The sequence below is a fragment of the Rhizobium sp. M10 genome (assembly GCF_002531955.1).
GTDB lineage: Bacteria > Pseudomonadota > Alphaproteobacteria > Rhizobiales > Rhizobiaceae > Rhizobium > Rhizobium etli_C.
Window position 1 is genome coordinate 125,379 of the sequence record NZ_NWTA01000005.1, and the last position, 21,319, is coordinate 146,697.

At 62.0% G+C, this 21,319-nt stretch carries 24 protein-coding genes, 1 tRNA gene and 1 pseudogene; 5 read left to right on the forward strand and 21 right to left on the reverse strand.

Annotation, left to right across the window (positions count from 1 at the left end):
- The first annotated feature begins 20 nt into the window (after positions 1-20).
- Both CO671_RS10170 and bfr read left to right on the forward strand, forming a co-directional pair.
- Positions 21-420, forward strand: a pseudogene (locus CO671_RS10170) ((2Fe-2S)-binding protein).
- On the forward strand, positions 386-871 hold the full coding sequence (gene bfr / locus CO671_RS10175; RefSeq protein ID WP_064683952.1) for a bacterioferritin: 486 nt from the start codon (positions 386-388) through the stop codon (positions 869-871). Before CO671_RS10170 ends, bfr begins: the two are co-directional and overlap by 35 nt.
- Positions 872-937: 66 nt before the next feature.
- Here bfr and CO671_RS10180 read toward each other — a convergent pair whose 3' ends face one another.
- From CO671_RS10180 to rsfS, 6 genes are all read right to left on the reverse strand, one after another.
- Positions 938-1,471, reverse strand: a complete 534-nt coding sequence (locus CO671_RS10180) for an RNA pyrophosphohydrolase (RefSeq protein WP_097605824.1) — start codon at positions 1,469-1,471, stop codon at positions 938-940.
- 24 nt (positions 1,472-1,495) lie between these two features.
- On the reverse strand, positions 1,496-2,686 hold the full coding sequence (locus CO671_RS10185) for a divergent polysaccharide deacetylase family protein (RefSeq protein ID WP_097605825.1): 1,191 nt from the start codon (positions 2,684-2,686) through the stop codon (positions 1,496-1,498).
- A gap of 77 nt (positions 2,687-2,763) precedes the next feature.
- Positions 2,764-4,086, reverse strand: a complete 1,323-nt coding sequence (locus CO671_RS10190; RefSeq protein WP_003543943.1) for a S41 family peptidase — start codon at positions 4,084-4,086, stop codon at positions 2,764-2,766.
- Complete coding sequence (locus tag CO671_RS10195) at positions 4,076-5,479, reverse strand: murein hydrolase activator EnvC (protein ID WP_097605826.1); 1,404 nt, start codon at positions 5,477-5,479, stop codon at positions 4,076-4,078. Before CO671_RS10195 ends, CO671_RS10190 begins: the two co-directional genes overlap by 11 nt.
- 182 nt (positions 5,480-5,661) lie before the next feature.
- Positions 5,662-6,144 carry a 23S rRNA (pseudouridine(1915)-N(3))-methyltransferase RlmH gene (rlmH, locus tag CO671_RS10200; RefSeq protein ID WP_096769794.1) on the reverse strand — a complete coding sequence of 161 codons (483 nt, stop codon included), beginning with the start codon at positions 6,142-6,144 and terminating at the stop codon, positions 5,662-5,664.
- 121 nt (positions 6,145-6,265) lie between these two features.
- Positions 6,266-6,709: a ribosome silencing factor gene (gene rsfS / locus CO671_RS10205; RefSeq protein WP_064683947.1), complete on the reverse strand. Its 444-nt coding sequence runs from the start codon at positions 6,707-6,709 to the stop codon at positions 6,266-6,268.
- 210 nt (positions 6,710-6,919) lie between these two features.
- Here rsfS and CO671_RS10210 point away from each other — a divergent pair, with 210 nt between their 5' ends.
- Positions 6,920-7,297, forward strand: a complete 378-nt coding sequence (locus CO671_RS10210) for a winged helix-turn-helix domain-containing protein (RefSeq protein ID WP_010031295.1) — start codon at positions 6,920-6,922, stop codon at positions 7,295-7,297.
- Between the two features lie 79 nt (positions 7,298-7,376).
- On the opposite strand, the gene modC is transcribed toward CO671_RS10210, so the two are convergent.
- From modC to obgE, 8 genes are all read right to left on the reverse strand, one after another.
- On the reverse strand, positions 7,377-8,474 hold the full coding sequence (gene modC, locus CO671_RS10215; protein WP_097605827.1) for a molybdenum ABC transporter ATP-binding protein: 1,098 nt from the start codon (positions 8,472-8,474) through the stop codon (positions 7,377-7,379).
- Entirely contained in the window at positions 8,471-9,172 is a 702-nt protein-coding gene (gene modB, locus CO671_RS10220) for a molybdate ABC transporter permease subunit (RefSeq protein WP_010031297.1), read from the reverse strand. Before modB ends, modC begins: the two co-directional genes overlap by 4 nt.
- A 225-nt stretch (positions 9,173-9,397) precedes the next feature.
- Positions 9,398-10,189, reverse strand: a complete 792-nt coding sequence (gene modA, locus CO671_RS10225) for a molybdate ABC transporter substrate-binding protein (protein WP_097605829.1) — start codon at positions 10,187-10,189, stop codon at positions 9,398-9,400.
- An 84-nt stretch (positions 10,190-10,273) separates the two neighbouring features.
- Complete coding sequence (locus tag CO671_RS33340; protein ID WP_141514461.1) at positions 10,274-10,579, reverse strand: hypothetical protein; 306 nt, start codon at positions 10,577-10,579, stop codon at positions 10,274-10,276.
- A gap of 93 nt (positions 10,580-10,672) precedes the next feature.
- Positions 10,673-11,272, reverse strand: a complete 600-nt coding sequence (locus CO671_RS10230; protein WP_245423742.1) for a nicotinate-nucleotide adenylyltransferase — start codon at positions 11,270-11,272, stop codon at positions 10,673-10,675.
- Between the two features lie 37 nt (positions 11,273-11,309).
- Positions 11,310-12,593, reverse strand: coding sequence for a glutamate-5-semialdehyde dehydrogenase (locus CO671_RS10235; RefSeq protein WP_097605831.1), 1,284 nt, complete (start codon positions 12,591-12,593; stop codon positions 11,310-11,312).
- On the reverse strand, positions 12,586-13,755 hold the full coding sequence (gene proB / locus CO671_RS10240; protein WP_097605990.1) for a glutamate 5-kinase: 1,170 nt from the start codon (positions 13,753-13,755) through the stop codon (positions 12,586-12,588). Before proB ends, CO671_RS10235 begins: the two co-directional genes overlap by 8 nt.
- A complete protein-coding gene (gene obgE, locus CO671_RS10245; RefSeq protein WP_097605832.1) occupies positions 13,742-14,830 on the reverse strand; it encodes a GTPase ObgE in 1,089 nt (362 codons plus the stop codon). Before obgE ends, proB begins: the two co-directional genes overlap by 14 nt.
- 84 nt (positions 14,831-14,914) lie before the next feature.
- Here obgE and CO671_RS10250 point away from each other — a divergent pair, with 84 nt between their 5' ends.
- On the forward strand, positions 14,915-15,781 hold the full coding sequence (locus CO671_RS10250) for an endonuclease/exonuclease/phosphatase family protein (RefSeq protein WP_097605833.1): 867 nt from the start codon (positions 14,915-14,917) through the stop codon (positions 15,779-15,781).
- A 38-nt stretch (positions 15,782-15,819) separates the two neighbouring features.
- On the opposite strand, the gene CO671_RS10255 is transcribed toward CO671_RS10250, so the two are convergent.
- The 4 genes from CO671_RS10255 to rplU form a co-directional block, all read right to left on the reverse strand.
- A complete protein-coding gene (locus CO671_RS10255) occupies positions 15,820-16,407 on the reverse strand; it encodes a GNAT family N-acetyltransferase (protein WP_097605834.1) in 588 nt (195 codons plus the stop codon).
- Positions 16,404-17,060 carry a GNAT family protein gene (locus CO671_RS10260; protein ID WP_038692019.1) on the reverse strand — a complete coding sequence of 219 codons (657 nt, stop codon included), beginning with the start codon at positions 17,058-17,060 and terminating at the stop codon, positions 16,404-16,406. The genes CO671_RS10255 and CO671_RS10260 overlap by 4 nt, the downstream gene beginning before the upstream one ends.
- Positions 17,061-17,185: 125 nt before the next feature.
- Positions 17,186-17,455 (reverse strand): 50S ribosomal protein L27, encoded by a 270-nt coding sequence (gene rpmA / locus CO671_RS10265; protein ID WP_004127267.1) that lies wholly within the window; start codon positions 17,453-17,455, stop codon positions 17,186-17,188.
- Positions 17,456-17,488: 33 nt separating this feature from the next.
- Positions 17,489-17,806, reverse strand: a complete 318-nt coding sequence (gene rplU / locus CO671_RS10270; protein ID WP_016736254.1) for a 50S ribosomal protein L21 — start codon at positions 17,804-17,806, stop codon at positions 17,489-17,491.
- A 304-nt stretch (positions 17,807-18,110) separates the two neighbouring features.
- On the opposite strand from rplU, the gene CO671_RS10275 reads away from it, so the two are divergent.
- Positions 18,111-18,200 (forward strand) — tRNA-Ser (locus CO671_RS10275).
- 149 nt (positions 18,201-18,349) lie between these two features.
- Here CO671_RS10275 and CO671_RS10280 read toward each other — a convergent pair.
- From CO671_RS10280 to CO671_RS33695, 3 genes are all read right to left on the reverse strand, one after another.
- Positions 18,350-19,330, reverse strand: a complete 981-nt coding sequence (locus CO671_RS10280; protein WP_097605835.1) for a LysR substrate-binding domain-containing protein — start codon at positions 19,328-19,330, stop codon at positions 18,350-18,352.
- Positions 19,331-19,569: 239 nt separating this feature from the next.
- Positions 19,570-20,922 carry an MFS transporter gene (locus CO671_RS10285; RefSeq protein ID WP_245424966.1) on the reverse strand — a complete coding sequence of 451 codons (1,353 nt, stop codon included), beginning with the start codon at positions 20,920-20,922 and terminating at the stop codon, positions 19,570-19,572.
- Between the two features lie 90 nt (positions 20,923-21,012).
- Complete coding sequence (locus CO671_RS33695; protein WP_170964959.1) at positions 21,013-21,186, reverse strand: hypothetical protein; 174 nt, start codon at positions 21,184-21,186, stop codon at positions 21,013-21,015.
- Positions 21,187-21,319 lie beyond the last annotated feature (133 nt).

The following is a 21,319-nucleotide window of genomic DNA, read 5'->3' on the forward strand; positions in this document are numbered from 1 at the left end:
TTGCCCATCGCTGCTGCCCGATGGGGCCGGACTCGAATTTTTTCTTGACAGCCACCATCTTCTTTAGCAGAAAACACGATAGTCAGTGTCATGTTTGGAAATGAAGACGTGCTTGTCTGCAGCTGCAATTATATAACCGACAAGGAAATCCGGGAGGTTATCACCAACCTTCTCGACGAAGACTGTTGGCAGCTTATCGTGCCTGCGAAGGTCTACCACGCGATGGAAAAACGCGGCCGTTGCTGCGGCTGCTTCCCCAATGTGGTCGATATCATTATCCAGACGACCGAGGAATATCACGCCCGTCGCCACTCGACGGAGACCGAAATATTTGATTTCATGTCACGCTTGAAACAATTCCATGAGGAAAACAGGAGAGCGGACATTGAAAGGCGACAAAAAGGTCATCGAGCGGCTTAACGAGGCACTGTTCCTCGAGCTCGGCGCGGTCAATCAATATTGGGTTCATTATCGGCTTCTCGAGGACTGGGGCTACACCAAGCTCGCCAAGAAGGAGCGTGCCGAATCCATCGAAGAGATGCACCATGCCGACAGGCTTGTCGCGCGCATCATCTTCCTCGAAGGCCATCCCAACCTGCAGACACTGGCGCCTCTGCGCATCGGCCAGAACGTCAAGGAAGTGCTGGAAGCCGATCTTGCCGGCGAATATGACGCCCGCACGGCCTACAAGAAGTCGCGTGATATCTGTCACGAGGCCGGCGACTACGTTTCCATGAAACTTTTCGAAGAACTGCTGGCGGATGAGGAAGGCCATATCGACTTCCTCGAAACGCAGATCGATCTGCTCGAGAAAATCGGTGAGAGCAAATACGGCCAGCTCAACGCCGATTCCGCCAACGAAGCCGAATAATTCGGATAGGAACGCCGGCCGCTCCGCGCGGCCGGCATCTCACACCTGCGAGCCGCAAACGGGCGCTCAGTCTTCGGCCTGCAGCGCTGCCAGATGCCGGAACTCGGCGATCACTTGGTCATAGACGGCGCGCTTGAAGGGGACGATCAGACCGGGCAGCTCCTGCATCGGCTTCCATTCCCAGGCGTCGAATTCCGGCTCATGGCCGCCCGGCGGCGGGTTGATGGCGATCTCGCTTTCGTCGCCCTCGAAGCGGAAGGCGAACCAGCGCTGTGTCTGGCCGCGGAATTTCCCTTTCAGTCCGATGCCGATCAGCGCCGGCGGCAGATCATAGTTGATCCAATCTCTTGCTTCGGCAAGCAGGGTCACCGTTCTGATCCCGGTTTCCTCATAGAGCTCACGATAGGCGGCGTCCAAGGGATCCTCGCCCTTGTCGATGCCACCCTGGGGCATCTGCCACAGCTGCGGGGAGCCGTCATATTCGGAATTGCCGTCGGGGATCCGTCGCCCGGCCCAGACCAGGCCATCGCGGTTCAGGATCATGACGCCGACGCAGGGACGGTAGGGCAGATCCTCGGCTTTCACGGTCGCCTGGCTCATCTTCTTCTCCGTTCAGGAATTATCTCAGGGGCTTCTCGGGTCGTTGGAAAGCGCCGCGACGCCGACGATCTCGATGCCGCGCATGGACGCTTCCTCGCTCCATTTGGCGATGGCGTCGACGCTTTCGTCGAAAGCCGAGGCGATGCCGATCGCCTGGCCATTCTTGCGGGCGATGCGTTCGAGCTCGTCGAGCTTCTTCAGGATGGCGCTGATATCGACCTGGCCGTCGAGCTGCAGGTCGGCAAAGGCATAAGGCAGTTCGGTGCCCTTGGCGACCGTCGCCGTTTTCGACTGTGCCGACGTGCCGTCGTCGAGGAAGAGCAGGCCGCGTTTGCCGATATCACGCATGACAGGTTCCATGGCGGCGGGGTCGGAGAGGAAACGGCCGCCGAGATAGTTCATGATGCCGGTGTAATTGGTGATCTCACCCATCGCCTTGTGCAGGTTCTCGATGTTGCGGGCCACCGGCTTCGAGGTCAGCAGGGTCTCCGGACCGGGATCATTGGCCGGATAATCAAATGGCTCGAGCGGGACCTGCAGAAGAATCTCGTGGCCGCCGCGGCGGGCTTCCTGCATCCAGCGCTGCAGGCTGTTGCCGCTTGCGGCAAAGGCGAGGGTGATTTCCTCCGGCAATTCGGCGATGGCGCGCTGCGTCCCCGTCTGGCTGAGCCCAAGGCCGCTGACGACGATGGCAATGCGGATCCCGCGTGCGCCGGATGAGGGGCGGGCATATTGGTCCATCGGCCGCCGGCCGTCGGGGCCGACGATCGGCAGCCTGCCAAACGCGGTGTCTTCGAGCAGCGCTTCATTGGGCTGGGCTGCCATGCGCGGATCCTGGCCGATCTGCATGGCATCGACCAGCACCGGCCCGCTGCCGTCGCGCGGGCGGGGACTGTATTTGGTGACGACGGAGCCATCGCCGGTGATCATCTGTTCGACATTGGCGCCCGAGCGTGGATCGGCGCGGGGCATTCCGTCCACCGCCTGGTCGGCAGCGGTCGTTGGCGGTTTGCCGGACGCTTGGGTTGCGGCCTGTTCGGCCGCCGGCGGTTTGGCGCGCTCCAGCCCGTCGCCCCGAAAGGCGGTATAGAGAGAAAAGCCGCCTATCGCGAAAAGGCACAGGCTGGCTGCAATGCGGCCGAGGCGCAGCACGCCAGGACGCCGGCTGGCGGTTTTGCGGTTGCGCCCCAAAGGCGCATGCAGGTCCGTTCCCAATTTTCTCGCCCGCTCCAAAACCGGGAAACAGCATAAAGGGTCAAGGCCGGGCGAGTGCCCGGCCTTGCGACGATCGATTACTTGGCGACGACGGCCTTGTCAGGGTTCGGCGGGAAGGCCGGATCGGTCTTCTTGCCGCGCAGAAGGTCGAGCGCGTAGTTCAGCTGAACGTCATCCTTCGGATCCGGCGGCACGTAGGCAACGGAGCCCGAACCTTCATCGGTTTCGCTCTGGCCCTTGATGTGGCCGCGCAGGCTGGATTCGCCTTCGGTCACCATCTTGCCCTGCAGTTCTTCCGGCAGCGGCTCTTCGACCTTGATGTCAGGCGTGATGCCGGTGCCCTGGATCGAGCGGCCCGACGGTGTGTAGTAAAGTGCCGTGGTCAAGCGCAGCGCGCCGTTCTCGCCAAGCGGGATAATCGTCTGGACGGAACCCTTGCCGAAGGAACGGGTGCCGAGAACGGTGGCGCGGCGCAGATCCTGAAGCGCGCCGGCAACGATTTCCGATGCGGAGGCCGAACCGCCGTTGATCAGCACGATGACCGGCTTGCCGTCGGTCAGGTCGCCCGGGCCGGCGTTGAAGCGGCGGGTTTCATCCGGATTGCGGCCGCGGGTCGAGACGACCTCGCCGCGCTGTAGCAGCGCGTCGGAGACATTGATCGCCTGGTCGAGCAGGCCGCCCGGGTTGAGGCGCAGGTCGAGGACGTAACCCTTCAGCTTGTCGGCCGGAACGGTGTCCTTGATCTTCTTGATCGCCTTTTCCATGTCGGGATAGGTCTTCTCGGTGAAGGAGATGATGCGGAGGTAACCGACATCGTCCTCGACGCGCGATTTGACCGCCTGGACGGCGACGACGTCACGGACGATCGTCAGCTCGATCGGCTTGTCGGCGCCCTTGCGGATCAGCGTCAGCTTGATCGGCGTGTTGACGGCGCCACGCATCTTCTCGACCGCGTCTTCCAGCTTCAGGCCGCGCACGGACTGTCCGTCGATCTCGGAGATGTAGTCGCCGGCGAGAACGCCGGCCTTGGCGGCGGGCGTATCGTCGATCGGGGTGATGACCTTGACGAGCTCGTCTTCCATCGTGACTTCGATGCCGAGGCCGCCGAACTCACCCTTGGTCTGGGTGCGCATGTCCTCGGCGTCCTTCGCATTCATATAGCTCGAATGCGGATCGAGCGAGGAAAGCATGCCGTTGATGGCATTCTCGATCAGCTTGTCTTCGGCCGGCGGCGTGACGTACTGCGCACGCACACGTTCGAAGACATCGCCAAATACCGAGAGTTCCTTGTATGTAGAGGATCCGGCCGCTTCTGCCGGCACACCTGCCGAGTAAATGACGCTCATCGCGGTCGCACCCATCAATGCGCCGACCAGAACAAGAGAAGCCCTACGAATCATTGCGTGCCTTTCCAGTGTCCTTGGCGGTCCACCACGGTCGGGAATCGACCGGTTTACCGTCTTTTCGAAATTCAATGTAAAGCGTTGGCCGGTCCGTTTCCAGCGCCAATGCAGTTGCGCTTGCCACTCTTTTCGCTCCCATCACGGCGAGCGGCTCGCCGGAGAAAACGAACTTTCCCTGACGGGTATTGATCGTATCCATTCCCGAGAGAACCAGATGATATCCATCGCCCGCGTCGAGAATGATCATCTGGCCGTAACTGCGGAAAGCGCCGGCGAAAACCACCAGGCCGTCCGCAGGCGCAGTCACCACTGTCTCCGGGTTGGTGGCGACCGTCATGCCCATGGCTTCGTGGCCGGTGCCGTCGGCATCGCCGAACTGGCGCAGGATATCGCCTGCCACCGGCAGCTCCAATTTGGCCTTCAATTCTCCGAAGGGATATGCGGGCGCAATGCGGTTTTTATCGGGCACGCCGCTCTCGGCCAGAGCCTTGGCCTGAGCCCGCTGCTCGTCCGTCAGGAGCTTGCGGTTCTCCTCGGCCTGGCGGGCGGCGGCAGCCGCGTCGCGCACCGAAGCGATCTCGGATTCCATGGAGGCGACGAGGCCTTCGAGGCTGGTCGCCTTGCCCGCCAGCTCCTCCGAACGTTTCCTTTCGGCCTGTAGTTCGGCGGCGCTGCTGCGGCTGAGCTTGTCGTTTTCGGCAAGCAGCAGGTCCATGCGCCGCTCTTCCTCGATGCTATCGGTCATCGTCGCCGTCAGGCCGGCCTTCTCGGCCGCACTTGCCGTCTGCAGCGCGGCGAGGCTTGCAAGATCTGCGGCGAGCTTGTCGGTTTCCTTGCGGATGCCGGGCACGACGGCGCCGAGCAGGATGGCGCTGCGCACGGAAGCGAGCGCGTCATCGGGAGTGACCAGCAAAGCCGGAGGCGGGTTGCGGCCCATGCGCTGGAGTGCGGCCAATACCTCGGCCAGCAAGCCGCGGCGCTCGTGCAGCGAACGGCGGATGCCATCCTCTTTGACGCCGAGATCGGCCAGCTTCTTCTCGCTTTCGAGGATCTGCTTCTCGAGGCCCTTGCGGCGGGCGGCGGAATCGATCAGCGCCTGGCGGATGCTCTGCGTGCTTTTTTCCAGATTGGCGATGCTTTGCTGGAGTTCACTTACCTTGTCCGAGGAAAGGCTGATTGATTTCGACAGGGTTTCGAGCTCGGTGCGGGTCTGATCGCGTTTGGCGGCAAGTTCAGCGGCCGGATCGGGCGGCGGCGGCTCGGCTGCCGGCGGCTGGGCTGCAGATTGTGCCGCCTCCGGCGCGGCTTCCTGGGCCCGGACGGTGAAGGTGTTTGCGGACACGATGATGACGGCGGCACCAAAACCGGCCGCAAGTGCCGGCAGAATCACGCGGTGTCGCCTGGTTGGTGTCGTCGTCATGCGTGTCGGGGCACTCTCTCAAAATCGCGCGGAGACTAAGCTGATTTGGCACGCTTTGCCAGAAAGTTTGCAAGCGAACGGCCGGCCACGCGAAACACGGCTGCGTGACAATGCGACGCATCGTCAAAGACTTGAGTTCCACGTGGAACATTTCAGACGCGGTGATAGGGATGGCCGGACAGGATGGTGACGGCGCGATAGAGCTGCTCGGCGATCAGCGTGCGGACGAGCTGGTGCGGCCAGGTCATTTTGCCCAGGCAGAGCGTGGCGTCGGCGCGATCGTAGAGCGCGGGATCGAGGCCGTCGGCGCCGCCGATTGCGATCATCAGCTCGCGTTTGCCCTGGTCGCGATAGGCGCCGAGCAGATTTGCGAAGGCTTCGCTGTCGAGCGCCTTGCCGCGTTCGTCGAGAAGAATAAGGACGCTGCCTTCGGCAAGCGATTTCAACAGCATCGCCGCCTCCTCGCGTTTGCGGGTCTCCGCATTGGAAGCGCGGCTTTCGGCAACCTCGGCGATACGGGCAAGTTCGAGGCCGACCGCAGGGCCGGCCTTGGCGAAACGATCAAAATAACGGGCCGCAAGATCCTTTTCGGGGCCGGATTTCAGCCGTCCCACCGCAAAAAGACCAACGCGCATTCACCCGCTCCCGCTCATGAGGCATTTGCGACGCACGAAGCGCGCCCACCGGCCGGCTCACGATGTTTCCCAGCCAGTCAATGCCACGTCTCAGGCGCCGGTCAGAATGCCGGACCGCCTGTCAGTGCCGTGTTTCTTCATCCATATCGGGAGCCGCCCACATCTTTTCGATGTTGTAGAACTCTCGGATTTCAGGACGGAACACATGCACGATAATGTCACCGGTGTCGATCAGGATCCAGTCGCCGCCCTCCTGACCTTCGACGCGGGCCGTACCGAAGCCTTCGTCCTTGAGATCGGTGAGCAGGTGGTCCGAGATCGCCATGACATGCCTGTTCGAGCGGCCGGAGACGACGATCATGTAGTCTCCCAGCGCCGATTTTCCGGCAATGTCGATGGTGACGATATCTTCGGCTTTGGAGTCCTCGAGGCTGGCGAGGACGGCTTCTAGGGCGCGGGCAGCGGCATCGGCGCCACGTTCTGCGCTCTTCGGGAGAACGGCGAGCGTTTTTCCCTTGGCGTGTACTGTTGTCAGTGCTTTCCCTTTCCTGGAATGACAAGCCATGCACAACACGAGATCCGATCACGACCGGATCATGGTTAAGATAGGCATCAAACCATTAATGTTTCAAGACGTGCTAACGTACGGAGCGGCGGAAAATCCGATCTGGCGACCGAATTGAACTATATTGCTGCCCTCGCTGCTTGTCCGGGCGGTGTACAGTTTCCAGGGCGCAGCGTAAAGTGCCGGAAATTCCACCATCTGCAGATTCGAATGACCGATCCGGCCGCAAAAACACTCGTTCCCATCTTGCGAATCAGCTTCCCGGATGAGGATCGGCTCGGACGCGGCAAGATGGAGCTGCTGGAGCACATCCGCGCGACCGGATCGATCTCCGCAGCCGGGCGGGCGATGGATATGTCCTATCGCCGCGCATGGCTGCTGGTCAGCGAGATGAACCGGATGTTCTGCGAACAGGTGGTGGAATCACAACGCGGCGGCCAGAAGGGCGGCGGTGCGGCGCTGACGCCGTTCGGCGAGCAACTGCTGGCGCGGTTTCGCCGGATGGAAAGCATTTTGCAAGCGAGCCTTGCCGAGGACCTTGCCTGGCTCGAGGCAAAGCGCAACCCGCGGCGGGATGGGCACGGCTAAGCCTCTAGAGCATGATGCCGAAAAGTGTGAGCGGTTTTCGGACGACATCATGCTCTAAACCTTTAATTTAGAACAGGATTCAGATTTTAGGCCGACTAGGCCTAAAATCATCCTGTTCTAGGGCAACCGTCTTGATGACGGCGAAGACGGTCTTGCCGGGTCGAAGGTCGAGGCGCTCGCAGGAGAGCGCGGTGACGCGCGAGAGGATGCTATCGCCGCCGCAGTCGAGCCGGATTTCAACCGTTCCGTCCGTATCCTGAAATAACTGTTCGATCCTGCCTTCGACAATGTTGAGGGCACTGAGCCCCTCCGGTCTTGCCGTCGCCAGCATGACGTCGCGCGACGGGATGCGGATACGGACCGGACTGCCGGGCGCGAGTGCCGCGCCGGGAATATGCAGCCGGCCGGATTTGAGGGCGACGGTCGAGAGATGATGACGCGCGTCGAAGCTTTCGACGATGCCTTGCAGCAGCGCCCCCGCCTCTTTCCGGTCGAAGGCGGCAGAGGCGCGGCTCAAAATGTCGACGGCCGGGCCAACCGCCTCCACCCTGCCATCGCGCATGACCACCACTTTGTTTGCGAGCTGCGCCACCTCGGCGATCGAATGGCTGACATAGACGATCGGGATTTCGGTCTGATCCCGCAATCGCTCGAGATAGGGCAGGATCTCTGCCTTGCGCGCCTCGTCGAGGGCGGCCAGCGGCTCGTCCATCAACAGCAGCCGGGGCGAGCAGAGAAGGGCGCGGCCGATCGCGACCCGCTGCTTCTCGCCGCCGGAAAGTTTGGCGGGGCTGCGATCCAGCAGCGTCTCGATGCCGAGCAGGTCGACGACGTGATCGAAGCTCTCGCCGCGTGCAGGTCTTGGCGCGAACCAGCGGCCGTAGGAAAGATTGGCGCGGACGCTGAGATGCGGGAACAGCCGCGCCTCCTGGAAGACATAACCGAAATGACGGCGGTGTTTCGGAACGAAGCGGCCGGCTTTGGTTTCGGTCAGGGTTTCGCCGTCAAGGATAACGCGGCCCTCGTCCGGACGGGTGAGGCCGGCGATGATGCGGATCAGTGAGGTCTTGCCGGAGCCGGAGCGTCCGAACAGCGCGGTCACGCCGCCTTCGGATGTGAAGGCGGCGTCGAGAAGAAAGGCGCCGAGCCTGTGTTTTGCCTCGACGATCAACGTCATTCCGGATCAATCCTTCGGCCGGCGAAACGCGCGAGGAACTCGGAGGCGAGCAGGGCGGTCATGGAAATGATGACGGCGACCAGCGTCAGGCGCAGCGCGCCGGCATCGCCGCCGGGCACCTGGGTAAAGGTGTAGATGGCGGACGACAAGGTCTGGGTCTCGCCGGGAATGTTGGAGACGAAGGTGATCGTTGCGCCGAATTCGCCCATCGCCTTGGCGAAGGAAAGGATCATGCCGGTGATGATGCCGGGCAGGGTCAGTGGCAGCGTCACCGTCAGAAAGACCAGGATCGGGCCGGCCCCCAGCGTTCCGGCGGCCTCCTCGAGCTTGCGGTCGACCGCCTCGATCGACAGGCGGATGCTGCGCACCATCAGCGGAAAGGCCATGACGGCGCAGGCGAGTGCCGCACCCGTCCAGCGGAAGGAAAAGACGATGCCGAAATACTGGTCGAGCAGGCTGCCGATCGGGCCACGGCGGCCGAAGAGGATGAGGAGAAGAAAACCGGTGACGACGGGGGGCAGGATCAGCGGCAGGTGAACAATGCCGTTCAGCACCGACTTGCCCCAGAAACGGCCGCGGGCAAGCAGCAAAGCGACCATGATGCCGAGGGGCAGGCTCGCCAGCATGGCGACCACCGAGACGCGCAGGCTGAGCAGGATCGCCGTCCATTCTTCATCGCTCAGGCCGAACATATCCAAACGCAGTTGTCTCCCTGGAAAATCCGGTGTCACCCGATTGCCCCTCATCCGCCTGCCGGCACCTTCTCCCCGCTTGCGGGGCGAAGGGGAGCAGCCGCAACCCTTCCGTCCCTCGCCAACGTTTCGCTGGGCACGTCCCCTCGCCCCGTTTACGGGGAGAGGGTTAGGGTGAGGGGCAGCTTAACGCTAAGCTGTCACCATCGATTCCGCAATCAATTCAGCCCATCATTTCAAGACAGTAAATCCCTGCGCCGTGAAGAAGCCGGCTGCCTTGTCGGATTTCAGGAAGTCGAGATAGGCCGTTGCATCCGGGTTCTTGCTCTCGGCAAGAATGGCGACCGGATAGATGATCGGCGGGTGGGAATCGGCCGGGAAGGTGCCGACGATGGCGACACCCTTATCGGCCGTTGCGTCGGTCTGGTAGACGATGCCATAGGGCGCCTCGCCGCGGGAGACGAGGGCAAGGGCGGCGCGTACGCTTTCGGCGCCGGCGACCTTGGTTTCGACCGATGTCCAAACGCCGAGCTTTTCGAGCGCGGCCATGGCGTATTTGCCGGCCGGAACCGATTTCGGCTCACCCATGGCCAGCTTGCCGTCACCGAGTAGAGTGGCAAGATCGAAGCCTTGCTTGATCTCGACCGGTTTAGCCTTGTCCTTTTCGGCAACGAGCACGATCCGGTTTCCAAGCAGGTTGGTGCGGCTGTCGGCCTTGATCAGGTTCTTCTTGGCGACGTAATCCATCCAGTCGAGGTCGGCCGAGATGAAGATATCGGCAGGGGCCGCGTTTTCGATCTGTTTGGCGAGCGCGCCGCTTGCCGCATAGGAGGCGACGACTTCCTTGCCGTTCTCGTTGGCCCAGGCGGCATTGGCGGCATCGAGCGCGTCCTTGAGGCTCGCTGCGGCAAAGACGGTCAGCTTTTCAGCGGCTTCTGCCGGTGTCGGCAGCACGGCCGCGCCAAGCCAGAGAGCCGCGATCGCGGCGGTTGCCAGTTTCATCCATTGGCGGCGGTTCTGCATGATTCTATCCCAGGCTTCGAAATATTTTGACGAATATAACGACACTGCGGTTTTGGCTAGGGATATATCTAAGGAAATATAACCCTATCGATTGGCGATGAAGATCCACGTGTTCATGAAGCGCATGGCTGTTCTGAGAACAGGAGATTTGGCGGTACTGATACGCCTGGGAAAGCCGACGACAAACCACAAGACCCGCCGGGACAATGCCCATTTTCGTCCGCCTTGCCGATAAAATCGGCAGCAGTCGAAGCCTCTCGCCTTCAGTGTTGCATCGCCAGCATTGCTGCATTGCACAAATCGATATTCAACTTCCTCAGGAATATGGTACAACACACTCATCGAAACGGCTTTCTCCTCCTCCCATAAGCCGTTCGACAGGATCGACAACACTCCTCCTCCCAGTTGTCGATCGAGTTCATAAGCCCGACGGATCCTCCCCCGTCGGGCTTTCTCGTTTTTGGGATTTCCTTGAAAATCAGCCTATTTGACTGCGCCCGGCAACGCGCCGTTGCGGATTGCCGTCGAGCTCAGGCCGGACCGCGGTCCGTGGATGAAGGTCCAGGCCGGTGCCGGTTTCTTCCAGAGGACGCGCGCGTCGTCCTCGTCGATGCGGGCGAAATCGAAGGTCCGCGTCATCTTCGAGGAGAGATAGGAGAGTGTCGCGCCAGGCCGGTCGATCACGGCGATCGGGAAGGTGCGGGCAATCTCCTGCCACTTCTGCCATTTGTGAAAGGTCTGCAGGCTGTCGGCGCCCATGATCCAGATGAAATGCACATGCGGATTGCGGGCCTTGATGCGGGCCAGCGTATTGGCGGTGTAGCTGACGCCGAGCGCCTGTTCGAAGGCGGTGACCTTGATGCGCGGATCGGCGGCGACACGCTCGCTTTCGGCAATGCGTTCGGTAAGCGGTGCGAGCTGGTTGCGGCTCTTCAGCGGATTGCCCGGGGTCACCATCCACCAGAGCTGGTCGAGGCCGAGCCGCTTGATGGCGATCTCGGCAACAAGCGCGTGGCCCTGATGCGGCGGATTGAACGAACCGCCGAACAGGCCGATGACCATGCCGCGTTCGCTGTGCGGCATGCGGAGGTAGCGCCGATCCAGATTTTCCGTCGTCACGTCAAGGTCGGGTCTGTCCGGCACCGCGCACCCGGTATTTGAAGGAGGTGAGCTGCTCGACGCCGACGGGGCCGCGCGCATGCATCTTGCCGGTGGCGATGCCGATCTCCGCGCCCATGCCGAACTCGCCGCCATCGGCAAATTGCGTCGAGGCATTGTGCAGCAGGATCGCCGAATCGACCTCGGTGAAGAAACGCTCGACGACGGCGGGGTCTTCGGCGATCACTGCCTCGGTGTGGTTCGACGAATAGGTCTGAATATGGGCGATGGCGCCCGATATGCCGTCGACGACGGCGACCGAAATGATCGCGTCGAGATATTCGGTCGTCCAGTCCTCCTCGGTCGCCGGCTTGATGCCGGGGGCGACCTTCAGCACCGTCGCGGAGCCACGGATCTCGCAGCCGGCTTCGGTGAGGACCTCGAGCAGCGGCGTCAGATGTGTGCCGATCGCGGCACCGTCGACAAGCAGGGTTTCGGCCGCGCCGCAAATGCCGGTGCGGCGCATCTTGGCATTGACGACGATCTGCTTCGCCATCTCGATATCGGCGGAGGCATCGACATAGATGTGGCAAAGGCCTTCGAGATGGGCAAAGACCGGCACGCGGGCCTCGCTCTGCACCCGGGCCACCAGGCTTTTGCCGCCACGCGGCACGATGACGTCGATCGCGCCGTCCAGGCCGCGCAGCATGGCGCCGACGGCGGCGCGGTCGGTGACCGGAACGAGCTGGATAGCATGCTCTGGAAGTCCTGCCGCCTTCAGGCCGTCGACGAGGCAGGCATGGATAGCCTGCGATGAACGACGCGAATCCGAGCCGCAGCGCAGGATGACGGCATTGCCGGCCTTGAGGCAGAGGGCGCCGGCATCCGCCGTGACATTCGGCCGGCTTTCGAAGATGACGCCGATGACCCCGAGCGGCGTGCGGACGCGCTCGATCTTCAGGCCGTTCGGCCGGTCCCAGGCGGCGATGACTTCGCCGACCGGATCGGCAAGGGCGGCGATGGCGCGGATTCCCTCGGCCATTTCGGCGATGCGCTTGTCGTTCAGCGTCAGCCGGTCGACGAAGGAGGCAAGCGTCTCGCTGCCTTCGATGTCCTTCAGGTCTTTGGCATTCTCGGCAAGAATATGGGCGCTGTTGGCCAGGATGGCATCGGCCATGGCGTGCAAGGCGCGGTTCTTCGCCTCGGTGGATGCGAAGCCCAACGGTCGTGCGGCAGCCTTCGCCTTGCGGCCGATGTCGTTCATCAGCGCGTCAATGTCAGGGCTTAGCGCAACGGTATCAGGCATGGGCCGCGTCCTTCTTCTGCCTTTCCAATTTCTGTCTGATCTGTGTGGTCATCACCATGTCGTCGCGATGGACCATGGCGGCGCGGCCGGCATAACCGAGGATGGCCTCGATCTCGGCCGACTTGCGGCCGGCGATTCGGCGGGCGTCCTCGGCATCGTAGCTGGCAAGCCCGCGGGCGATCTCGCGGCCTTCAGGGCCGACGATCGCTACCGTATCGCCACGGCTGAACAGGCCGGAAACGCTGCGAACGCCGGCGGGAAGCAGGCTCTTGCCGGCCCCGAGGGCGACGACGGCGCCGTCATCGACATGCAGTTCGCCGGCCGGCTGCAGCTGTCCGGCGATCCAGATCTTGCGGGCGGTCACCGGCGTGCCCGAGGGTGCGAACCAGGAGGAGCGGGCGCCGTTCTCGATTGCCGACAGCGGGCTGTCGGTCTTGCCGGAGGCGATGATCATGGCGCAGCCCGATGTCGTGGCGATCTTGCCGGCATCGATCTTGGTGCGCATGCCGCCGCGTGAAAGCTCGGAAGCCGCACCCCCGGCCATCGCTTCGATGTCAGGGGTGATTTCGGCGATCGTCTCCAGGAAGGCCGCATTCGGATCGAGATGCGGCGGCGCGGTATAAAGGCCGTCGATGTCGGAGAGAAGGATGAGCAGATCGGCGCCGGTCATCGTCGCGACGCGGGCCGCGAGGCGATCATTGTCGCCATAGCGGATTTCGCTGGTCGCGACCGTGTCGTTTTCGTTGATGATCGGCACGGCGCCGATTTTCAAAAGCTGGTTGATGGTGGCGCGCGCATTGAGATAGCGGCGGCGCTCTTCGGTATCGCCGAGGGTCAGCAGGATCTGGCCGGCGACGATTTCGTCGCGCGACAGGCTTTCCGACCAGGCACGCGCGAGCGCGATCTGGCCGACGGCGGCGGCCGCCTGGCTTTCCTCGAGCTTCAGCGCGCCGGAAGGCAGGTCGAGCACCGAGCGGCCGAGCGCGATGGCGCCCGAGGAAACGACGAGCACATCGATCCCCTTGGCCTTCAGTCCTGATATGTCGGCGCACATGGCGTCGAGCCAGGCCTTTTTCAGCCCGGCCTTGCGGTCGACGAGGAGGGCCGAGCCGATCTTGATGACGATGCGGCGGTAGCGGCCAAGCGGCTTACGGTTGGTCATCGGCCCCATCCTCGCCCGTGTCCTCTTCGGAGACGATCATGTCGCGATGCCTGAGCTTCGGCACCTTGGCCGGCTTTTCCTCGGCATTTTCTTCGACGATGATATCGCGCAGCGCCCGCAGGACTTCGGTCATGCCCTTGCCGGTGACGGCCGAAATCTGGAACGGCGTCTTGCCGCAGGCCTTGGCCAGTTCCTTCGTCTTCTTTTTCAACTCGGCCTCGTCGAGCACGTCGATCTGCGACAGCGCCACGATCTCCGGCTTGTCGGTGAGATCGTTGCCATAGGCTTCGAGCTCGTGCTTGACCGTCTTATAGGCTTTGCCGACCTTTTCCTCCTGGGCGGAGACGAGATGGAGCAGCACGCGGGTGCGCTCGACATGGCCGAGGAACCGGTCGCCGATGCCGACACCTTCATGGGCGCCTTCGATCAGGCCGGGAATGTCGGCCAGAATGAATTCCCGTTCGTCGATGGAGGCGACGCCGAGATTGGGATGCAGCGTGGTGAAGGGATAGTTGGCGATTTTCGGCCGAGCGCGGGTGACGGATGCCAGGAAGGTCGATTTGCCGGCATTGGGCAGGCCGACGAGGCCGGCATCGGCAATCAGCTTCAGGCGCAGCCAGATGGTCTTTTCCTCGCCGGGCAGGCCGGGATTGGCCCAATCCGGCGCCTGGTTGGTCGAGGTCTTAAAATGGGCGTTGCCGAAGCCGCCATTGCCGCCATGGGCGAGGCAGTAGCGCTGGCCCTCGACGGTGAGGTCGCAGATCAGCGTTTCCCGGTCTTCCTCGAAGATCTGGGTGCCGACAGGGACCTTGAGCGTCACGTCGCTGCCATTGGCGCCGGTGCGGTTCCTGCCCATGCCATGGGTGCCGATCGTCGCCTTGAAATGCTGCTGGTAGCGGAAATCGATCAGCGTATTGAGGCCGTTGACGGTCTCCACCCAGACATCGCCACCGCGTCCGCCGTCACCGCCATCGGGGCCGCCGAACTCGATGAATTTCTCGCGCCGGAAGGAAACGCTGCCGCCGCCGCCGTCTCCGGATCGGATATAGACCTTTGCTTCGTCGAGAAATTTCATTTTACTTCCAGTATCCGGTGGCAGTTGGACGGCCCGTCTTGGCCCATTCGATATAGGCGGTTCCGACGGAGGTCAAAGATTATCGTGAATTTTGCGAGCTATAACATACAGTACGGCTTCGGTCTCGACGGCAGATACGATCTCCCGCGCATTGCCCGGAGCCTCGAAGGCGCCGACATCATCGCGCTGCAGGAGGTGACCCGCGGCTTCTCGCGCAACGGTTTTGCCGACATGGTCGCCGGTATTGCCGCCCTCTTTCCCGACTATTTCTGGGTGTATGGGCCGGCCTGCGACCTGCATGTCGAGGCTGATCAAGGCAAGTCCGCGCCGGCACCCGGCACGCGTTTTCAGTTCGGCAATATGGTGCTGTCGCGCTGGCCGATCGTCTCGACCCGGACGCTGCTTCTGCCGCGCAGCCGGACGCTCGGCAAGATCAACCCGCAGCGCGGCGCGACCGAGGCGGTCATCACAGCGCCCGGGGACGCGATCCGCGTCTATTCCGTCCATCTCGACCACGTTTCGCCCGACGAACGCATCCGCCAGCTGCAATTTTTGAACGCGCATATCAATGCTTTCGTCCAGGAGGGCGGGTCGCTGACGGGGGCGGCCGAATTCGATCTGCCGGAGCCGCCGCTGCCGGAGGATTACGTCATTCTGGGTGATTTCAACATGGAGCCGGAATCGCCGGAATATTGCGCGCTTGCCGGCGCTGCCGGCGGATATTACGGCCGCGTCGCCAGGATCGGCACGCCGGTCGACGCCTTTGCGGCGCTCGAAGCTTATCGCCCCGAGAGCTACAGCTGGATGGATCCCGAGGATCACGGCAAACGCATGCATCTCGATTATTGCTTTGTCAGTTGCGGCCTCGTGAGCCGGTTGAAATCCGCCCGGATCGACACGCAATCCGTCGGCTCCGATCATTTCCCGCTCTGGGTCGAGATCGAAAATTGACGGAGACGCCGCCGCCGGCGGCGGCGTCTCCTTTTTGATTAAGCCACCTTCCGCCGCTGCAGCATACCCGGCTGCAGCACGGTTTCGATGTGCGACACCATGGTGTTGCGGGCGAAACAATAGATTTCGCCGCAACCCGTCATGCGGAACCCGAGCTTTTCCTGCAGCCGCAGCGACGCCGGGTTGTCGGCGAAGACGCCGGAATGGATCGGCGTCTCCGGCATGCGGCGCGAGAAGCGCTCGATGATCGCCGCCACCGCCTCGCTCATATAGCCGCGCCGCCAGTAGTAGCGGTTCAGCCAGTAGCCGAGGTGCCAGCGGCCGTGGCGCAGCTCGATCGAGACGTTGCCGATATGGACATCGTCCTGACCTGTTATCGCCAGGGGCCAGTCGGGCAGGGTGCCCGAGGTGACCGGCATCAGCCAGTCCAGCGCATCCTGCCGGTCGAAGGGCGCGGGAACACGGGACAGCATACGCGTGATCGCGAAATCGGAAAGCGATTCCGCGATCGCAGGCGCATCGCTCAGCCTGTGCGGGCGGAGCGTCAGCCGGGCCGTCGAGATGACAGGCGCGGGGCCGGGCATCATCGGCCTGGTGTCCGGCCTTTGCAGCGCGGTCGTGCTCATGCGATGTTCCCCCAGCTTCTCAGCGACATCCAGGTCTTGCGGTCGAGCCTGTACCATTCCACAGGCACGTTGCTGCCGAGCGCCAGCGAGGCGGCAAGCCCCGAGCCCTGGAACTGGAAGCCGCACTTCTGGATGACGCGCCGCGAGGCGACGTTCATCACCCGGCAGCGGGCGTCGATCTGGTCGACGTCCTGACGGGTCCTGAACACCATATCGACCAGGGCATGGCAGGCCTCGGTCGTATAGCCCTGGTTCCAATAGGGCTCACCCAGCCAGTAACCGATCTCGACGGTCTTGCCGTCGGTATGCGGTTCCACGCCGCAGCAGCCGATAAAGGCGCCGTTTTCGGCTTTGGTGATGGCATAGACGCACTTACCAATCTCGCCATTTCGCGTACGCCAAACAAAGTCGGCGGCATCATTGGCGGTATAGGGGTGCGGCATACGCGATACCATGGTGGCGACTTTGGCGTTGTTGGCGAGATGGGCAAGGGCGTCGATGTCTTCCTCGTGGGGCGCGCGCATGACGAGCCTTTCCGATAACAAGACAGGGCAATCGGTCCTTAACCGTTCCGGCCTCAGCCGTTCTATGGGAGACCGCTGGTCTTCCCGGGGAGACCGTGATTGGTCTGCCCTCAACAATTCGCCTTGCATGTTCAGTCCTCCTGTTTGGACAAAGAAAAAGGGGAGATGGCGCCCCATCTCCCCTGTTTTCTGGACTGAACCTGGTACGGCCAGCCGGGTCGATGAGACGCCGGCTGTTTTTGAGCGCTACCGGCTTATTCCGCTGCTTCCGCTTTCGGCATGACAGACACGTAGACGCGACCGTTGGCCTTCGTTCGGTAGTTCACATTGCCGGCGGTAAGCGCAAAAATCGTGTGATCCTTGCCGAGGCCGACGTTGGAACCCGGATGCCACTGCGTACCGCGCTGACGCACGATGATGTTGCCTGCGATGACGGCTTCGCCGCCGAACTTCTTCACGCCAAGGCGCTTGGATTCGGAATCGCGACCGTTGCGCGAGGAACCGCCAGCTTTTTTGTGTGCCATTGGAGTTCTCCTTTAAACCTTGTCCCGTTGATCTTACTTGGCAGCCACGATGTCCGTGATACGGACGACCGTGTGATGCTGACGATGGCCGCGCGAACGCTTCGAATTCTGACGGCGGCGCTTCTTGAAGGCGATGACCTTCTTGCCGCGGTTCTGTTCGACGACTTCTGCCTTGACAGAGGCGCCGGTGACGAAGGGCGCACCGATCGCAGCGTCGGCGCCTTCGCCGATCACGAGCACTTCGGTGAATTCAATGGAGTCGCCAGCGGATGCTTCAAGCTTCTCGATGGTCAGCACGTCATTGGCTGCCACTCGGTACTGCTTACCGCCGGTCTTGATGACTGCGAACATTTTTTATCCTTTCATGTTCGTTCCGGCGCTCCCCGCTAACGAAGCAGGTGGCCGTCTTTTTATCAGTCGAGGTTAAGCAGGGATTTCAGGGAGCTAGCCCGGAATTCTGGTCTGCCGGTGAAACCCCGCGCGAGCGCGAGGCGGGCAAGGGGCGGATTACTCCACTCCTATTGCGGATGCGGGATACGCGAGTGACAGAAAGGTGTCAAGGCAAAAGGATGGAAAAGCTTGAGATTTCGGCTTGCCAACCTGTCATAGGCTCGTTATGAGAACGCCCGCGCCGAACAAGCGCCGACCTGACCGCGGAGAGGTGGCAGAGTGGTCGAATGCACCGCACTCGAAATGCGGCATACCTGCAAGGGTATCGTGGGTTCAAATCCCACCCTCTCCGCCATGGCCTTCACGTCCATCCCGAAGACATAGGTAACGACACATCCCGGGTGACGAGCCGGATGCCGCTGCCGATTCGTGATTTCCAGTTTCTGCTTGGTTCTGATCCACCTGCCAGATTTTCGTCTGGCGGACCCATACGGGCGCGCCAACTCAGAGCTCATCCCGCATCGCCGCACCCGGGCGCTGATGCGCTTGTTCCAAAGCCGCAAGACCCGTGAGCACGAAATCTATGAACTCCTGCACATGCGGCTTATCCAGCGATGCCCGGTTCACCTTCAAATAATAACCGCGGTCCACCCGAAGCGGAGTGTCGAACAACGGGCAGAGTGCGCCTTCATCCATGAGCGTCCTCACGAGATGATGCCACCCCAGCACGATCCCCTCTCCTTTGACTGCAGCGTTCACGAGAAGCGGATAATTGTTGCTGACCATGGCTGGCAACACGTGCGGTACCCCGAGGCCGCTTGCCTGAAACCAATCGTCCCAGGTGACCGGATGCCAGCCAATGGCATCGGAAGTCCAGTGCTTGCGGTGCAGATCCAGCAAATCCGCGCGTTCCAAGCTTTGCGCATCCGGAAACGGCCCGTGGCGTTCGAGATAGTCGGGGCTGCAGACCGGCTGGACGATATCCGGAAAGAGATAATAGAGATTCTCCCCGACCTCGCAGCGCTCGTTTCCGCAAATCAGAGAAAGATCGACCTCATCAAAGTTCCGCAGCGTGTCGTCTTCGTCCGAGGCCAAAAGCACGAACCTGACATCCGGCCGATCGGAACGGAAGCGGTCCACGAGGGGCTTCAGCCAACAGGCGATCGCCGCATTGGTGCCCGAACAGGTGATGACGGGAGGGTCGGAGGGAGCGTTGATATTGTTGATCCCGTCGCAAATTATGTCGAGCCCGCCACTGACCGCAGTCAAGAGCCGTTGACCGTCAGACGTCAGTTCGAGGCTGTTGTGCTTGCGGATGAACAAGATCACGCCGAGCGATTTTTCGAGACCGCGGATCTGCTGGCTGATGGCAGCCTGGGTGACGTTGAGCTCGTTCCCGGCAAGGGTAAAGCTCAAATGCTTCGCCGCGACTTCGAAAGTGGCGAAGGAACCGAGCGAGGGGAGATAACGGCGTTTGAGCAGCATGCGATAACATCATCGTCCGAGGGATCATCGACACAGGGTCGCACGTCTTTCAGATACGCAAAAGACCAGCCACATGATGCCGGAAACGAGATCCGTAGACCAAGGGGCTGAAGCGCGCCGCATGAATCAAATCCGGTGCGACGCGCTTTGGCTTTAAAGTGCGTCGCGACCGTTCAGATTCGCTTGCCGCGCTTTGGTTTTACGCATGTCGTTATCGCAAAACCGCTGCGCGACATGCTTTAGTGCGAAAAGCCGGCGGCGGTCTCGCTCAGGCTTTTCCCCTTCGTCTCCGGAGCCCACAATTGTGACACCAGAGCGCCGCTGAACACGACGGCCGCAGCGACCAGCATCGTGGTCGAAACGCCGAATTTCTCGACCCCGATCGGCAACAGGAAGGTGCCCAAACCGGCACCGACCCGGCTGACGGCGGCGGCAAAGCCGGTGCCGACCCCGCGGACTTCGGTGGGAAACACCTCGCCGGGATAGATGCTCGTCAGCGTCCCGTTCATCGCATTCAGGAACGAGAAGATGAGGAAGAGACCCAGCACGACGGCCGAAGGCGCTCCCGACCACAAGCCGATCACCAGGAAGACGACTGTGGTGATCCACTGCGGCGGTACCGTGAACAGACGCCGGCCGGCCTTGTCGATCAACGCCACCGTGATGGCGACCCCGGCCACCGCAACCATCGACAGTCCGACGCCGCCGGCAAGCCCGCCATTGAGGCCATATTGCTCCAACACGCTGTCGGCGAAGGTGGCGATCGCAAAATACGGCAGGACATTGCAGAACCAGAACCATGAAACGAAAGCCGTCATCCGCCAATATTTCGCGGAGAACAGATCTGCGAACCGGCCTTGACGCACCTCCGTGCTCTCGATGTCGGCCACCTCCTCGGCGCTCTCCAGATACTTGCGCGCGATCGCGCGCGCCTCGTCCTTGCGCCCCTTGCTCCACAGCCAGCGCGGCGATTCAGGCAGGCCGATCCGCGCAAAGAACAGGATGACCGAGATAAGGGTGCTTGTTCCGATGATGATCCGCCACGGCATCGGCTCCGGCAGGTTCAAGACGTAACCAACGGTGTAACCGATCATGAATCCGCCGTACCAGGCAAGGATCGTGACCCCCATCAGCCTTCCCCGCAGCCGGGCAGGCGCAAATTCCGACATCAGCGGCCAGCCGACGGAATACTCGGCGCCGATCGCGATGCCCATCAGCAGCCGCACTGCGAATAGCATCGTCACCGAGTCGATGAAGAACTGCATCGCCGAGGCCAGCACGAACAGTCCCATGTCGATCATGAACAGTGGCCTGCGGCCGAATTTGTCGCCCGCCCACCCGCCGAGCGGCGAGCCGATCAGGATCCCGAACAGCGCAGCCGAGGCGATGAGGCCCATATCGACCGTCGTCATTCCCATTTCGGCCTTCATGACAGCCGTTACCGGGCCGATGACCCCGAGAATGTAGCCATCGAGCAGCATTCCGCCGGTGAGAACGGCAATCATCCTGATCATGAAGCGTCGTTTGAACGCAGCGGACGTCTCTTCCCTGACAATTGGACCTGAAATAACCGCTTCCGTCTCCAGTGACATAACTGCCTCCCTTGGTTGGCGAATACACTTTTCCTGTTCCTGCGGCATGCAGCAGAGAGCGGGGTGCCGCATCGGCCCGCCCCGCATTCGTCAGGAGGCGTCTCCCGCACATACCGGTTTGGCGGGCACGGCAAGTCCGTGGCCGACACCTGCGTCAAAGCGCGCGATGCGCGTGGCTTTGAGAAAAAGCCCGTATTCGCGGACGATGGCAGGCGCGAGGGCAAGGCTGACGGCCATGCCCACCGCAAGACGATGCGTGATCATTTGACGCTCCTCCCGAGCGGCACAACTCCTGATGGACACAGGGTCGAGCACATTGCATCTTGCGTATTCGCGGTCGAGTTCGGCAAACGAGGATCTTCATGGGCGCGGCATAAGGCCCGCCTTATCCTGTCGG